General features: G+C 62.9%; 13 protein-coding genes. 4 read left to right on the top strand and 9 right to left on the bottom strand.

Going from position 1 to position 14915, the window contains the following annotated elements:
- Window positions 1-18: 18 nt before the first annotated feature.
- The 6 genes from KRX51_RS07560 to KRX51_RS07535 form a co-directional block, all read right to left on the bottom strand.
- Window positions 19-771, bottom strand: a complete 753-nt coding sequence (locus tag KRX51_RS07560) for a 16S rRNA (uracil(1498)-N(3))-methyltransferase (protein WP_218362526.1) — start codon at window positions 769-771, stop codon at window positions 19-21.
- Window positions 772-783: 12 nt separating this feature from the next.
- Window positions 784-1923, bottom strand: coding sequence for a molecular chaperone DnaJ (gene dnaJ / locus KRX51_RS07555; protein WP_218362525.1), 1140 nt, complete (start codon window positions 1921-1923; stop codon window positions 784-786).
- 109 nt (window positions 1924-2032) lie between these two features.
- Window positions 2033-3061: a heat-inducible transcriptional repressor HrcA gene (hrcA, locus tag KRX51_RS07550; RefSeq protein ID WP_218362524.1), complete on the bottom strand. Its 1029-nt coding sequence runs from the start codon at window positions 3059-3061 to the stop codon at window positions 2033-2035.
- Window positions 3062-3119: 58 nt separating this feature from the next.
- Window positions 3120-4286, bottom strand: coding sequence for a radical SAM family heme chaperone HemW (hemW, locus tag KRX51_RS07545; RefSeq protein WP_218362523.1), 1167 nt, complete (start codon window positions 4284-4286; stop codon window positions 3120-3122).
- Window positions 4283-4966: a hypothetical protein gene (locus KRX51_RS07540; RefSeq protein ID WP_370625068.1), complete on the bottom strand. Its 684-nt coding sequence runs from the start codon at window positions 4964-4966 to the stop codon at window positions 4283-4285. Before KRX51_RS07540 ends, hemW begins: the two co-directional genes overlap by 4 nt.
- Window positions 4967-5072: 106 nt before the next feature.
- The gene (locus KRX51_RS07535; protein WP_218362521.1) at window positions 5073-6905 is read right to left on the bottom strand and encodes a long-chain fatty acid--CoA ligase; all 1833 of its coding nucleotides are present in this window, start codon (window positions 6903-6905) and stop codon (window positions 5073-5075) included.
- A 219-nt stretch (window positions 6906-7124) separates the two neighbouring features.
- Between KRX51_RS07535 and malQ the strand changes: the two genes are divergently transcribed.
- Window positions 7125-9317: a 4-alpha-glucanotransferase gene (gene malQ, locus KRX51_RS07530; protein WP_370625067.1), complete on the top strand. Its 2193-nt coding sequence runs from the start codon at window positions 7125-7127 to the stop codon at window positions 9315-9317.
- 104 nt (window positions 9318-9421) lie between these two features.
- Here the strand turns inward: malQ and KRX51_RS07525 are convergent, their stop codons facing one another.
- Window positions 9422-9637: a hypothetical protein gene (locus KRX51_RS07525; RefSeq protein WP_218362520.1), complete on the bottom strand. Its 216-nt coding sequence runs from the start codon at window positions 9635-9637 to the stop codon at window positions 9422-9424.
- Window positions 9638-9678: 41 nt separating this feature from the next.
- Between KRX51_RS07525 and KRX51_RS07520 the strand changes: the two genes are divergently transcribed.
- Window positions 9679-10986, top strand: coding sequence for a carboxylesterase family protein (locus KRX51_RS07520; protein ID WP_218362519.1), 1308 nt, complete (start codon window positions 9679-9681; stop codon window positions 10984-10986).
- Here KRX51_RS07520 and KRX51_RS07515 read toward each other — a convergent pair.
- Complete coding sequence (locus KRX51_RS07515) at window positions 10983-11132, bottom strand: hypothetical protein (RefSeq protein WP_218362518.1); 150 nt, start codon at window positions 11130-11132, stop codon at window positions 10983-10985. The genes KRX51_RS07520 and KRX51_RS07515 overlap by 4 nt on opposite strands.
- Before the next feature lie 4 nt (window positions 11133-11136).
- Complete coding sequence (locus tag KRX51_RS07510; RefSeq protein ID WP_218362517.1) at window positions 11137-11634, bottom strand: META domain-containing protein; 498 nt, start codon at window positions 11632-11634, stop codon at window positions 11137-11139.
- Between the two features lie 102 nt (window positions 11635-11736).
- Here KRX51_RS07510 and treS point away from each other — a divergent pair, with 102 nt between their 5' ends.
- Complete coding sequence (gene treS / locus KRX51_RS07505; RefSeq protein ID WP_218362516.1) at window positions 11737-13518, top strand: maltose alpha-D-glucosyltransferase; 1782 nt, start codon at window positions 11737-11739, stop codon at window positions 13516-13518.
- Window positions 13515-14906, top strand: a complete 1392-nt coding sequence (locus tag KRX51_RS07500; protein ID WP_218362515.1) for a phosphotransferase — start codon at window positions 13515-13517, stop codon at window positions 14904-14906. Before treS ends, KRX51_RS07500 begins: the two co-directional genes overlap by 4 nt.
- The last annotated feature ends 9 nt before the right edge of the window (window positions 14907-14915 follow it).

Below are 14915 nucleotides of genomic sequence, written 5' to 3'. Positions count from 1 at the left end.
CTAGGTCAGATAGCTGGGCTACCACCGTTGGGTGAGCACGCCCAGCGCCCCCAGGGCTACTGCGGCGGCAGCTGAGGTGCGCAACACGGTGGGGCCAAGCACAGCTGTGCGCGCCCCGGCGGCAGTGAGTTCGGCGAGTTCGGTATCACTGACTCCACCTTCGGGGCCGATAATCAGCAGCACGTCGCTGGCTTCATCAGCGCCGGCGATCGCTTCGGCGAAACCGTCGGTCGCGGACTCATGCAGGACCACGGCGATAGCACCGGCGGCGGTTTTCTCCGCCACCAGCGCGCAGAGTTGTTTCCCACTGACCTGCTCAGTGACCTGCGGAATCCATGCGCGGCGGGACTGTTTGGCCGCCGCGGCGGCAGTTGTGCGCCATTTATCGCGAGCTTTGGTGGCCTTAGCGCCTTGCCAGCGGGTGATGCACCGCTGCGCCGCCCACGGCACAATCTCGTCGGCGCCGGCCTGCACGGCCTGGTCAACGGCCAGTTCCGCGTGCGCGGATTTCGGGAGTGCTTGGACCACCGTCACCCGTGGGGCAGGTTGCGGTTCCTGCCACTTGTGGCGCACCGTTGCGCTGAGATCGTGCTTGCCGACGGTGACAGCTTCGGCACGCACACAACCGCCCTGGCCGTCGGCGATGAGTATTTCCTCGCCGACCTCAATGCGGCGCACGGTGGCCGCATGGCGACCTTCGGCGCCGGTGAGCTGCACCTGGCAGCCCACCTCGGGCAGCTCGGTTTCGGCGATAAAAAGCGGCAGGCTCATCGGTCTGCGGGCCTAGCGGCGGAACCGGGAGAAGAAACCGCGGTGGGATTTACCATCGGCCACGGTGGAGTTTTCGCCGCGGTGGTCGCGCAGTTTCTCCAGCAGTTCGCGGGATTTCGCATCCAGTTTCGTGGGCACGCTGACATCGACGTGGGCGACGAGGTCGCCGTTGCCTTCACCGCGCAGGCGCGGCATGCCAGCGCCGTTGAGCCGGACCCGGTCGCCGGGCTGGGCGCCGGGCTCAATGGTGACGTTGAGCTGTTCATCGACGAGGTTATTCAGGTGCACCTCGGTTCCCAGGGCCGCGTCGACCATTGGCACGTGGACGTTGACGTGTAGGTTATCGCCCTCGCGCTGGAAAACCGGGTGCTGTTCGACCTGCACCTCGACGTAGAGGTCACCGGATGGGCCGCCGCCGGGGCCGACCTCACCCTGGCCGGCCATGCGGATGCGCATGCCCTCAGAAACACCGGCGGGAATATTGACGGTGAGTTCGCGGCGGGCGCGGACCCGGCCATCACCACCGCATTCCGGGCACGGGTCGGGCACGACTTCGCCGGTGCCCATACATGCCGCACAGGGCCGGGAGGTCATCACGTTACCCAGGAAGGAGCGCTGCACCTGCTGGATTTCGCCGGCTCCTTGGCATTCACCACAGGTTGTGGCCTTGGCTTTGGTTTTTGACCCGGTGCCTTCGCAGTCTTTGCACAGCACGGCGGTGTCGACAGTGATGGGTTTGCGCACACCCGTGTAGCACTCAGCCAAATCGAGCTTTATACCGAGCAGCGCGTCGGCGCCGTTTTGCACGCGTGATCTTTTTTGACGGCCACCGCCGCCATTCCCGAAGAAGGCCTCGAACACGTCTCCGAGACCACCGCCGAAACCCGAACCACCGAAACCTCCGGCGCCACCGCCTGGCATGCCGCCGCTGTTGTCCAACGGGTCGCCACCCATATCGGCAATACGCCGCTTATTCGGGTCCGACAGCACTTCATAAGCGTCGGAGACATCACGGAACCGGGCTGCTGCTTCTTCATCATCCGGGTTGCGGTCCGGGTGATATTTCAGCGCCAGCTTTCGGTACGCCTTTTTAATCTCTCCATCGGAGGCGTCTTTGCCGACGCCAAGGATGCTGTAGTAGTCACGCGCCAACGTCAGTTACTTCCTCTGCTTGATTGCAAGTGTTCAGCCAGGTTCCCCCGGCCTTGCGCACAGTTACCCTACGCGGGCCCTGCGGCGGGTAAATAATTCTGGGCGGAGATCACTCCCCGAGGACCATCCCGACATACCGTGCAACAGCGGCGACCGACGTCATTGTTCCCCGGTAGTCCATAGAAGTTGGTCCAACCACACCCAATCCCCCCAAAATGGCGTCCCCGGTGCCGTAGCCAGTGGAGACCACCGAGGTGCCCCGCAGGCTCTCGTCCTGGTTTTCCTCACCGATGGACACCTGCACCCGGTGCAGGTCGCGGGCGGCGCCGAGCAGTTTGAGCACCACTACCTGTTTCTCCAGGGCTTCCAACACCGACGGCAGCCCGCCGGGGAATTCCGCATCCACCCGGGAAAGGTTGGACGCGCCGGCGAGAATCAGTCGGTCACTGGGGCGCTCAATGAGCGTTTCGACGAGCACAGTTGCGCACCGCAAAACGGGGTCGCGTAGGTCAGGTGGGGCATTGCCGGCCAGGTCCGCTGCGGATACCGAAGCGTCGGTCAGTGTTTTGCCAGCAAGCACGCGGTTGAGCATGGCGCGCAGGCGTGGCACATCATCTTCCGCGTCGATCGGTGCGGCCAGTTCCACATGGCGCTGCTCGACCCGGCCGGTATCAGTAATGAGCACCAGCAGCAGTCGCACGTCGGCAAGCGGCACGAGTTCCACATGCCGGACCCGGGATACCTGCAGCGTCGGCAGCTGTACCACCGCCACCTGGCGGGTGAGCCGGGACAGCAGCTCCACGGAACGACGCAGCACATCCTCAAGGTCAACCCCGCCTTCGAGGAATTCCAGGATTGCTTGCCGCTCGGCCCTCGAAAGCGGCTTGATATCGCTGATCCCGTCGACGAAATCGCGGTAGCCCTTTTCGGTGGGGATGCGCCCTGAGGAGGCGTGCTGCTGGGCGATATATCCTTCGGCTTCCAGCACGGCCATGTCATTGCGGATGGTCGCGCTTGATACACCAAGTTTATGCCGCTCTACCAGTGCTTTCGACCCGACGGGTTCTTGGGAGGCGACATAGTCGGCGACAATGGCGCGCAGCACTTCTTTGCGGCGGCGCTCGGTCGTGCTGGACATCTGTGCTTCTCCTCCCCCAGTCGGCGGCGGGTGTGTCTGTGCGTATCTTACCGGTCAGTTAGACAAGAATGTCGCAGATAATAGCGTCGGCAAGCAGCCGGCCCCGATGAGTCAGGTGTACGCGGCCGTCTGTTTCGGCCAGCATGCCGACGTTGATCTGGTGATCGACGCGCGGTAATTCCTCGGCATTGAAATCCGCGCGCGGCATTCCTTCGGCTAGCCGCAGCCGCAGCATGACGTCTTCGGTGTGCCGCTGTTCGGCGGTCAGGGTCTCCACGCCATCAGCGCTGATCGGCAGCGTCGACTCGGAGATGGTGGCCGCATAGCGGGCCGGGTGTTTGAGATTCGCGAAGCGAGCGCCATTGATATGCGAGTGCGCGCCTGGGCCCGCACCCCACCAGTCCCCGCCGCGCCAATACAGCAGATTGTGCTGGCACTCCCCTCCTGGCTGCGCCCAGTTAGACACCTCGTACCAGCGTAAACCGGTCGGGCTGAGCGCAGCATCAATGCGTTCGTAGCGGTCGGCTAAATCATCATCATCGGGCATCGGCAACTCGCCGCGACGGACCTTGCGGTACATCGCAGTGCCGCGCTCCACAATGAGGGAATACGCACTGACATGGTCCACCCCGGCGCTGAGTACCGCTTCGAGGGACCGGTCCAGGTCGGACATGGACTCACCTGGGGTGCCGTAGATGAGATCCAGGTTGACGTGGTCAAAGCCGGCGCGGCGCGCCTCGGCGGCAGCAGCTACCGGCCGGCCTGGGGTATGCGTGCGATCCAGGGTGGCTAGCACGTGTTCAGCCGCCGACTGCATGCCAAGGCTGACGCGGTTAAAACCGGCCTCGCGGATGCCTGCGAAAAATTCCGGGCTGGTCGACTCCGGGTTGGATTCAGTGGTGACCTCTGCACCCTTGGCCAGCCCGAAGGAATTACGCACCCCGTCCAGGAGCGTGGCGAGCCCTGTGGCGCCGAGCAGTGAGGGGGTGCCGCCGCCGATAAACACCGTCTGGGCGGCACGGAGTCGGCCTTGTGTTTCTAGCTGCGCGGCGCCCATCTCGAGTTCCCGGACGATGGCGTCGAGATAGCTGCCGGTGGAGGCCGCCGAACCCAGTTCACCTGGGGTGTAGGTGTTGAAGTCGCAGTAGCCGCAGCGGGTGGCGCAGAACGGCACGTGCAGGTAGACGCCGAAAAGGTCCTCGGCGCTGGGCGCGGGGAGACTCACACGCGCTCCGGGCTGCGGTCACGGCGGGCGCGGTCGGCGGCGACCTTGGCGACCACGGCATCAATACGGGCGCGTTCGTTGAGGAAACGTGGGGGCCGGCGGCCCCGCAGTCCGCGGGCGACCATGGGGTGGGCTTCGGCGACGGTGACGCGCCATGCTGCGGCGGCTTCCAGGGCGCGGCGGCCGCACCGCGAATACAGCACCGGTAACGCAACTGAGCCGAGTACCTCAACACCCCGGATATTCTCGGCGGAAAGCCAGTCGGCTAGTTCGTTGAGGTTATCGGCCACGGTGTCCGAACGCGCGGCCATGGCCTGGGACACGGCGTGGATGGCGGCGGCGTGGCGCACCGGACCGGGCATATTGGTCAGCGTGGCAACACTGATCGCAGCCGGTTCATTACCGGCCATGCGGTCTGCCGCCGGAGAGAGTTGGCCTGCCTTAATGCCAGAAATGAAGGCTTGGCGCAGGCCCCCGAGTTCGCCAATGAGTGGGATGGCGTCGGTGACACCATCGTCGACGATATCGGCCAATTCGACGACACATTCGTCGACGAGGTCGACGTCTACGTCGGCTATTGCTTCGGCCAGGTTGTCGATATGTTCAGCGATGTCATCGCCGATGTCGTATAGCTCTTGGGTGACTTCGCGCAGGCGTAGCTGGGCGTCGTAGTGCTCCACTCCAGCCTCCCTTCCGCGCCTGCATGCACAAGACCCGTCCACCATAAAGTGATGAACGGGCCTGGCAGGGTTGGCGCGCCGGAAGGCTCAGTCGGCGCCGCCGAAACTAGCGGTGGTAGATATTGTCCACAATCTTGGAGAAACGCTCCAGCACCACGTTGCGCTTGACCTTCATGGTCGGGGTGAGTTCGCCCTTTTCCTCCGACAGGTCGCGCGGCAGGATGTAGAACTTCTTGATCGACTCCGCGTGCGAGACCAGCTCATTGGCGGAGTTGACCGCGTCCTGCACCTCAGCGCGCAGCGAACCATTGGCGGCCAGTTCCTTGATGGTGCCGTTCTCGGGCAGGCCGTGCTCGGACTTCCACTTGGTGAAGGCGTCCTCGTCGAGGGTGACCAGCACTGAGATGAAGGGCTGGCCGTCGCCGATAACCACTGCCTGGGAGATCAGCGGGTGGGAACGCATCCGGTCTTCCAGCGGGCCCGGGGAGACATTCTTGCCGCCGGCGGTGACCAGCAGATCCTTCTTGCGGCCGGTGATTTTGACGAAGCCGTCTTCGGTCATTTCGCCCATATCGCCGGTGCCGAACCATTCGCCGTCGAAGGCCTTCTCGGTGGCTTCCTCATTGCGCCAGTAGCCGTCGAAGACGACCTGGCCCTTCAGCTGCACCTCGCCGTCGTCGGCAATGCGCACCGAGCAGCCACCGATCGGGCGGCCGACGGTACCGATGACCTGCTTATTCGGGTCATTGACGGTGATGGCGGCGGTGGACTCGGTCAGGCCGTAGCCCTCGTAGACCGGCACGCCGAGACCACGGAAGAAGTGGCCGAGGTCAGCCGAGAGTGCTGCGCCACCGGAGATGCAGTAGTCGACGTTATCGCCCATGGCCTGGCGGATCTTGGAGAACAGCAGCTTGTCGTACAGCTTCAGGCGCAGCTTCAGCGGGGTCGACGGGCCGGAGGGGGTGTCGAGGGCCTTGGAGTATTCGATAGCGGTCTGCTCTGCGCGGGTGAACATGCCCAGACCCAGCGGGCCCTTTTCCTTGGCGTTGGAGTACGCGGAGTCGCGGACCTTCTCGAATACGCGCGGCACGCCGAGGATCATATTCGGCTGGTAGCGCTGGAATTCCAGGATGACGGTGGACGGGTCGGACCAGTGGGCCTGGGAGGCGCCACCGATAATGGCGGCCAGGGACACCGCGGAGGCCAGCACGTGGGCCAGCGGGAGGAAGGTCAGGACGCGCTTGCCGGGGCGGGAGATGAGGCCGATGTCATTGGTCAGCAGCGAGCGGACCTCACCGAGCCAGTTGGCGTGCAGCAGGCGGCAGCCCTTGGGGCGGCCGGTGGTGCCGGAGGTGTAGATAACCGAGGCCAGGTCTGCCGCGCAGGTGGCGCTGATGCGGGCGTCGACTTCTTCGTCGGGAATGTCGCGGCCTTCGTACATCAGGGTGTCGACGGCGGAGGAGTTGATCTCCAGTACGCGGCGCAGCCGGGAGGTCGAGTCCGCCAGCAGCGGGCGGCCTTCGGCGTTGACCACCAGGGTCTTGGTGCGGTCGGAGTGGCCACGGGTTTCGGTGATGGCGAATACGGCGCCGGAGTCTTCGATGATCCAGCGGATCTGGTCGGAGGAGGAGGAACCATAAACCGGCACCAGGGTGGCGCCGGCGGCCCAGATCGCGAAGTTCAGCAGCGACCATTCGTAGCGGGTCTCGGAGAGCAGGGCGACGCGGTCACCTTTTTCCACGCCATTGGCGATGAGGCCTTTGGCGACGGACCGGACCTCTTCGACGAATTCTTCGGCGGTGACATTGACCCACTCGAAGTTTTTGGGGCGGGTGAAAAGCACCAGCTTGGGGCGCTTTGCCGCCAGTTCCATGAGGGCGGTGACGCAGGTCTCCTGCTCCCCGATGACGTACTGGGCTTCGGTCGAGTACTCGCGCATCTGCGTGTGTCTCCTTGATGGGTCCGTGCAATAGGCTTCCGGCCGCCTGCGGTATCCGCCAGGCGACACGAGCGATATGTGACGTTGATAACTTCGAGATACAACATACGTCACATTTTCAGAACGCGGTACGGAATTAGTAATTAAAACTCAATTAGGTGCACGTGGGGGTACCGGCCAACCCAGTGTTTTCGTCGTCCCCCTGGCATGATGGGGCGCGTGAATGCCCAACCCACCGCTGAAAAAGACCCCCGCCCCGTAACCGGCCCCCTGGCCGAGTTAGCCGATGACCTCGGTATTGCCACCTGGTACACCGCCTCCGATGGCTCTCATATCGACGTCTCTCGCGAGACTATTTTGGCCATTATTAAGGCTATGGATGTCGATTTGGGCTCCGATCCTGATGACGACACCATCCGTGCCGCCCGCCAGCGGTGGGCGGACCGGTATTGGCGCCGCTTGTTGCCGCCGGTGGTGGTCACCACCCAGGGCAGCCCGAAATCGGTGCTTGTGCATGTGCCCGATGGCTCCCCCGTTTCGGTGTATGCGAAGCTTGCCGACGGTGGCGAGGTGCCGCTAGCCCAGCTGGAACATAATGTTCCCGCCCGCACTGTCGATGGGGTGCGCCTCGGTGAGGCTGCTTTCGCTGTTCCTGAGGACCTGCCGTTGGGTTGGCATGAAATTATTGCCGATAATGACGGCACTTCTGGGGTCTGCACTCTTGCGGTGACCCCGCGCCGGCTGTCCACCGCGGACGCTTTTGTGCAGCGTCCGGCTACCGGCATTATGGCCCAGCTGTACTCGGTGCGTTCGGAGCGTTGTTGGGGTATTGGTGATTTCACCACGTTGGCGGATTTGGCCACGATTGGGGCGCAGAGCGCCGGGGCGGACTTCATTTTGGTTAATCCGCTTCATGCGGCTGAGCCGGCCCCGCCGATGGAGGATTCCCCGTATTTGCCGTCGACCCGGCGTTTTATTAACCCCATCTACCTGCGGGTGGAGCAGATCCCGGAGTTTTCGTATCTCGATGATGAGGACACCGCGCAGCTGCATGAATTAGGTGCGAAGTTCCGTGCGGGTAATCGCTCGGCGGAGTTGATTAATCGCAATGAGGTGTACACGGCGAAGTTGACGGCTTTGCATGCGTTGCATCATGTTCCGCTGTCTCCGGTGCGTGCGGCTGAGTTTGAGCGTTTTAAGCGCGAGCAGGGCCGGGGTCTTATTGAGTACGCCGAGTGGTGTGCCGATATGGAGATCGCTGCGCGGCAGGAGGCCAGCAATGAGTTTGTTGAGCCGCTTTCTGCGCATGAGAATATTTCCCAGCTGCATGATGAGCTGGTGGATTTCCATTGCTGGTTGCAGTGGGTGTGTGATGAGCAGCTTGCCGACGCCCAGCGCGCCGCTACTGAGGCGGGGATGCGCATTGGTGTGATGGCGGACTTGGCCGTCGGTGTGCATCCGGGCGGCTCAGATGCCCGCAATTTGGCGGAGTGGTTGGCCCCGGATGCCTCGGTGGGCGCCCCGCCGGATGATTTCAACCAGCAGGGCCAGGACTGGTCCCAGCCGCCGTGGAATCCGCATAAGCTTGCCGACGCTGCTTATCTGCCGTGGCGGGATATGTTGCGCACGGTGCTGCGCCATTCCGGCGGTATCCGGGTGGATCATATTCTGGGCATGTTCCGCCTGTGGTGGATGCCGCGGATGCAGTCTCCGCTGAACGGCACGTATGTGCGTTATGACCATGAGGCGATGGTCGGCATCTTGGCTTTGGAGGCTGAGCTGGCTGGTGCTGCGGTCATTGGTGAGGATCTGGGCACCTTTGAGCCGTGGGTGCAGGATTATTTGGCTGATCGCGGTGTGATGGGTACTTCTATTTTGTGGTTCGAGTCCCAGGATGATGTCCCGAAGCCGCCGGAGAACTACCGCCGGCTGTGCTTGGCGTCGGTGACGACTCATGATCTGCCGCCGACGGCTGGTTATCTCGCCGGTGAGCATATTCAGCTCCGGGAGCGCCTGGGCTTGCTGCTTACCGACGTCGCACTCGAGGATTCCCGTGATTTCGCGTGGGTGTGTTCGGTATTGCAGGCGACGGCCGACCGTGGTTATTTCGACGGCACTGCGGCTGAGGGCTATGACTTCGCTAATGCCACTCGCGATAGTTTGCCGCCGGCGTCGGTGCTGATTAGTGGGCTACACCGGTATATTGCTGCCACCCCGGCGGCGCTGACCTGCATGTCTTTGGTGGATATGGTGGGTGACCGGCGGACTCAGAATCAGCCGGGCACCACTGGGGATCAGTACCCGAATTGGCGGGTGCCGCTAACCGATAGCGATGGTGCGGCGGTTTTGGTGCAGGATCTGCCGACGCACGCGCAGTTCGCTGCGGTGGCTGCGGCGTCGAAGCGGGGTTAGGCGGCGATTTAGAGCAGTAGCCCTGCGATGATCACAAGCAGAAGCAACACGATCAGGGCGAGCTTGACGCGGTTGATTCGCATGGTGACTCCTTGATTCCTCGGCTACTGCCTGGCCAGTTCGATTCGTGCGCGGTCGCGGCCGGTATGGCGCCGTCCCCAACGGCCGAATACGCGGCCGACGACGACGTCGATGGCGCCAATGAGGGCGAAAGCGGCGGCCCCGCCTGGTATGAGGACCGCGGCGAGTAGCACCACGGTCTGCCAGATGACGGGTAGTTGGATGAGCCACTGCCCAATGACGTCGATGAACTCGCTCACGTCGGCTGATGCTACCGCACTAGCGCGGTAGCGTGAGCGCTATGGATGAGCTAACGATCAGCACCCCGGCAGGTGAGCTCACCGGCGCTTTGCGTGGCAAGGTGTGGCGCTGCCACGCGGTGCGCTACGCGGTGTCCTCCCCTTTCGGCCCGGCGCGACCGGCCCCGAAAGCCGCCCATACTGGGCTTTCCGGCAGTGCTGTGGCCGATGGGCCGGAGTCGGTGCTCACGATTACTGCCCCTGCCCCGGGCTGCTACGACAGTGCTTTGCCGGTGTTGGTGTGGATTCATGGCGGCCGGTATGAGGAGGGGCATCCCTCGGAGCCGTGGACTAATGGGCGTTTTCTCGCCGAGCGCGGCATTGTGACGGTCTCCTTGGGCTACCGGAAACGCCTGCAGGGTTTCTGGCGGGATCACAACTCCGACCAACTGCCGGCGATTGCGGATCTGCACATCGCGATGGATTGGGTGCGCGATAATGTCGCCTCCTTTGGTGGCGACCCGGGGCGGATCACTATTGCCGGCCAGTCCGCGGGGGCGGGTTTGGCGCTGACGCTGAGTTCCCAACCGGAACTGGCTGGGCGGGTGCGGGGGATTATTGCCGCCTCCGCTGGTTTTTCTGCAGGCTCTGGTGATAGGCGCCAGCGGCTGGCATTGGCTGCTTTATTGCGCGGTCGGCCAACACGGAAAGGCTTGGCTGATTACGCGGATCGGCATGGCCTCGCTGCGGTGGAAAAGGTGTACTCCCGGTTGCGGATGCTCTCCCCCACTGAGGCCGCGTTGGGCCCGCATATCGGCGAGGCCCGCCCGTCGGTGCCGCTGCTGGTGACCACCACCAGCGAGGAGTTTCACCATATGGAACCGTTGCGCAGCATTGATGCTCGCCCCTTCGCTGGGCTGATGGCGAATGCGTGGGCTGCAAGTCTTGGCGCCCGGGTGCCGCTGCCACAGTCTGATACTCCGATGTCGGATCTGATTTCAGATTCGTGTATTCGGCGTTGGGGTGTGACTATCGCCGAGCAGGCCGCAGGCGCGAATCTGCCGGTGTGGGCCGGGGAGTTCCGCCCTGGTGGTGGGGTGGGCATGGGCCCGGATGGGCCTACCTCCGGCGCGCCGCATTGTGTTGAGCTGCCGCGCCTTTTCGGCCGGGAGCAGCACCCCTTCCATGAGGATGCGGTGCGGTTTATCACCCAGCACGACCCGGGCCCGCAGTGGCCGCGGTATCGACTGCCCAACCGCACGGCGCGGGTGTTTTATGGGGCCGCTGAGCATGGGGTGGCGGGGGCGGAACAGGACCCGTGGCAGCGGGTGCGCCGGGCATTCCGCATTGGCGGCCATACCGGCGCTTAGAAGTTAAACATCCCTGTTTCTAAGCCCTGTTTGATGATCATTACGCAGCTCAACACGGTGATGAGGGTGATCAGAACCGCCCAGGCCATCTTGGGCCAGCCTGGCTGCGGGTCGTTGCCGTGGTCGTTATCGGGGGTATCGGTCATGGGCCTAGTCTCCCTTAAACTCGCCCTCATCGTCGAATACGACCCAGCGCCCGCCGGGGCCTTGGAGGTGCAGCGCGCCGCCGGAGAAGTCCACCGGGACATCATTGTGTTGCAGGAAGAAGCGGAATAGTTCTTCGGTGTCATGCGGCGGCGGGCAGGCCATCCGGGTTTTTCCGACATCCCCGAAGTTGATATGGGAATTGGTCAGCTCTGCGTTGGTGGAGAAGACGGTATTGCAGCCGTCGGAGCCGGTGAATTCGAATTGCCCACCGTCGGTACGCTTCAGCGCGAACCAGGCGGCGGGATCGTCGGCAAGCGCCCATTTTTGGCCTGGGATGGTCGCTTGCGGCTGCGGCTCGTTTTCCTTCGACATTCTTCTCATCTCGGTCAGCCCCACCGACAGTGCGAGCAAGACCACCAGCACACTGGCCACGGCAATAACAACGCGGACGGACACGCCGCCCCATGACTGCGGTAAGTACTTCTTCGGCCCGGTACTCATGGCGCCATCATGGCACGATCGGCAACAAAACTGCGTGCAGTCCCCCGCTCGGTCGCCCGTGGGCGCTGCATTGGCGGGCGGCTTTGCCTACCCTGGACTGTCATGGACGATTGGTATCGCAGTGCGGTGTTCTATGAGGTGCTGGTACGCGCCTTTAACGACTCCGACGATAACGGCTCAGGTGACCTGCAAGGCTTAATTCAGAAGCTGGACTATCTGAGTTGGTTGGGCGTTGACTGCCTGTGGCTGCCGCCTTTTTATGACTCCCCGCTGCGCGATGGTGGCTATGACATCCGCGATTTCCGCAAGGTGCTGGAGGACTTCGGCACGGTGGAGGAATTCCACCTGCTGCTTGATGAAGCGCATAAGCGCGGCATCCGGGTCATTACTGACCTGGTGATGAACCACACCTCGGATACGCACGAGTGGTTCCAGCAGTCACGTACGGACCCCGACGGCCCCTACGGCGATTTTTATGTGTGGACCGACGACCCCACCGAGTACTCCGGGGCGCGCATTATCTTCGTCGACACCGAGGATTCGAACTGGACCTACGACCCGGTGCGCGGCCAGTACTACTGGCACCGTTTCTTCTCCCACCAGCCGGACCTGAATTACGACAATCCGGCTGTGCAGGAAGCCATGATTGATGTGCTGCGCTTCTGGTGCGATATGGGTCTTGATGGTTTCCGCCTCGACGCGGTGCCCTACCTGTTTGAGCGTGAGGGAACGAACTGCGAGAACCTGCCGGAGACGCATGAGTTCCTGCGCAAGTGTCGCTCAGTCATCGATGCGGAATACCCCGGCCGGGTGCTGTTGGCTGAGGCCAATCAGTGGCCTGAGGATGTTGTGGAGTACTTCGGTGACCCGGCTACTGGTGGCGATGAGTGCCATATGGCATTCCACTTCCCGCTGATGCCGCGCATCTTCATGGCGGTGCGTAAGGAGTCCCGTTTCCCGATCTCCGAAATTTTGGAGAGCACTCCCGATATCCCGTCGAAGGCCCAGTGGGGCATTTTCTTGCGTAACCACGATGAGCTCACTCTCGAGATGGTTACTGATGAAGAGCGCGACTATATGTACGCCGAGTACGCCGCCGACCCACGGATGAAAGCCAATATTGGTATCCGCCGCCGCCTGGCTCCGCTACTCAATAATGACCGTGACCAGCTGGAATTATTTAATGCCTTGCTGTTGTCGCTGCCGGGTTCGCCGGTGTTGTACTACGGCGATGAGATCGGCATGGGCGATAATATTTGGCTCGGCGACCGCGATGGGGTGCGCACGCCTATGCAGTGGTCCCCGGACCGCAATGCTGGTTTTTCCCGGTGTGACCCGGGCCGGTTGTACTTGCCGACGATCCAGGACCCGACGTACGGCTTCCAGGCGGTCAATGTGGAATCGCAGATGAATACGTCGAACTCGCTGCTGAACTGGGTGCGCCGGATGGTGCATCTGCGCAAGCAGTACAAGGCGTTCGGCCACGGCACGTTCCGTGAGCTGGGCTCGGCGACCCCGTCGGTGCTGGCGTATTTGCGTGAGCATGAGGACGAGACGCTGCTGTGCGTGAATAACTTGTCGAAGTACCCGCAGGCTGTGACTTTGGACCTGTCGGAATTTGATGGTTATACCCCGGTGGAGATGACCGGTTCGGTGCCGTTCCCGGAGATCGGTGAGCTGACGTATCTCATTACGTTGCCGGGCCATGGTTTCTACTGGTTTGAGCTTCAGGCCCCGCCGGAGTCGAGTTCTGCGGCGATGTCTACTGCTGCCCCGGGTCTGCCGGTGGCGCAGGCCATTTCCGACGCCCCTGTTGCCGCTACCCGTGGCGACGCTGACCCCGAGGCGACGCTGACTGTCGCCGATACGGAGGACAACCGATGAATTCACCGGATACTAAACGACCTGATACCGCCGTTATTGCCTCGGAGTTGGCCCGTACCCTGCCGGGGCACCGCTACTTCGCCGATAAGGCCTCCACGTTGAACAAGGTGGAGGTGGTGATCCAGGAGCCGCTTTTGCCGGCCACTGAGACCCACCCTGCGGTGGATCTGCTGTTCGTGCGCGCTCATGTTGATGGCGGCACCCCGGCGTATCAGCTCCCGATTGCCTGGACTGACCGTGTTCCCAGCTGTGGTGAGCAGGCCGTGCTGGTCGACGCTGAGGGCCTGGTTGGCTACGACGCGCTTGCCGACGCTGACGTCGTCACTGCCCTTGGTGCTGCGCTGATTAAGGATGGCGCTTTGGGCTCGATGAGGATGCATCATGTGCCTGGCGGTGCCGATATTGCGGTGCCGGAGTCTGGCCGGCCGATGGGTGCGGAGCAATCCAATACGTCGGTGGTCTATGACGAAAAGCTGATGTGTAAGTTCTTCCGCCGCCTGCACCCGGGCACTAATGCGGATGTTGAATTATTAGCTGCTTTGTCCGCTGCGGGCTGCACCTCGGTGCCGCGTCTGCATGGTTGGACTGAGCTGGATATCGACGGTGATGTGTACACCACCGCGATGGTGCAGGAATTCGTGCCGAACTCGGCGGAGGGCTGGGCGATGGCGCTGACCAGCGTGCGCGACATTATCCGGGAGGGTGATTTGCAGCCGGCTGATTTGGGTACGGATTTCGCTTCTGAGTCCCGGGCGCTTGGTGGCGCGGTGGCGTCGGTGCATGAGACCTTGGCGTCGTCGGTGCCGGTGTCTGAGAAGCTCAGCGGCGAGGAGTTGGTCGCCCCGATGCTCGCCCGCCTGGATCATGTTGCTGGTGTGGTGCCGCAGGTCGCTGAGCAGGCCGACCGGGTGCGTGCGGTCTACCGGGATGCTGCCGCGGCGGTTGGTCCCGATGGGGTTCCTGCCCAGCGGGTGCATGGTGACTTGCATTTGGGGCAGGTGCTGCGCACTCCGCGTGAGTGGTTGCTGATTGATTTTGAGGGTGAGCCCTCGCGGCCGTGGGATGAGCGCCGGTTGCCGGATCACCCGCTGCGCGATGTGGCGGGCATGGTGCGCTCCTTTGATTACGCCGCGCATTACCCGTTGTTGACTGCCCGGGAGAATTCTCGCCAGCACCAGTACCGGGTCACCGAGTGGGCGGAGCGCAATATTGATGCGTTCTTGGATGGTTATGCGCAGCAGTATGGCGCGGACCCGCGTAAGAATGAGGCGCTGTTGACGGCTTTTATCCTGGATAAGGCTATTTATGAGTGCCTGTATGAGGCGCAGAACCGCCCGGAGTGGCTGCAGTTGCCGCTGGCTGCGGTGCAGCGTCTGTTAGCGGCTTAGGCCGACCGG

The organism is Corynebacterium sp. TAE3-ERU12, assembly GCF_019209905.1.
In the GTDB taxonomy this organism is placed as follows: domain Bacteria; phylum Actinomycetota; class Actinomycetes; order Mycobacteriales; family Mycobacteriaceae; genus Corynebacterium.
The sequence above is the reverse complement of the archived record's forward strand: the minus strand, read 5'-3'. Positions and strand labels throughout refer to the sequence as shown.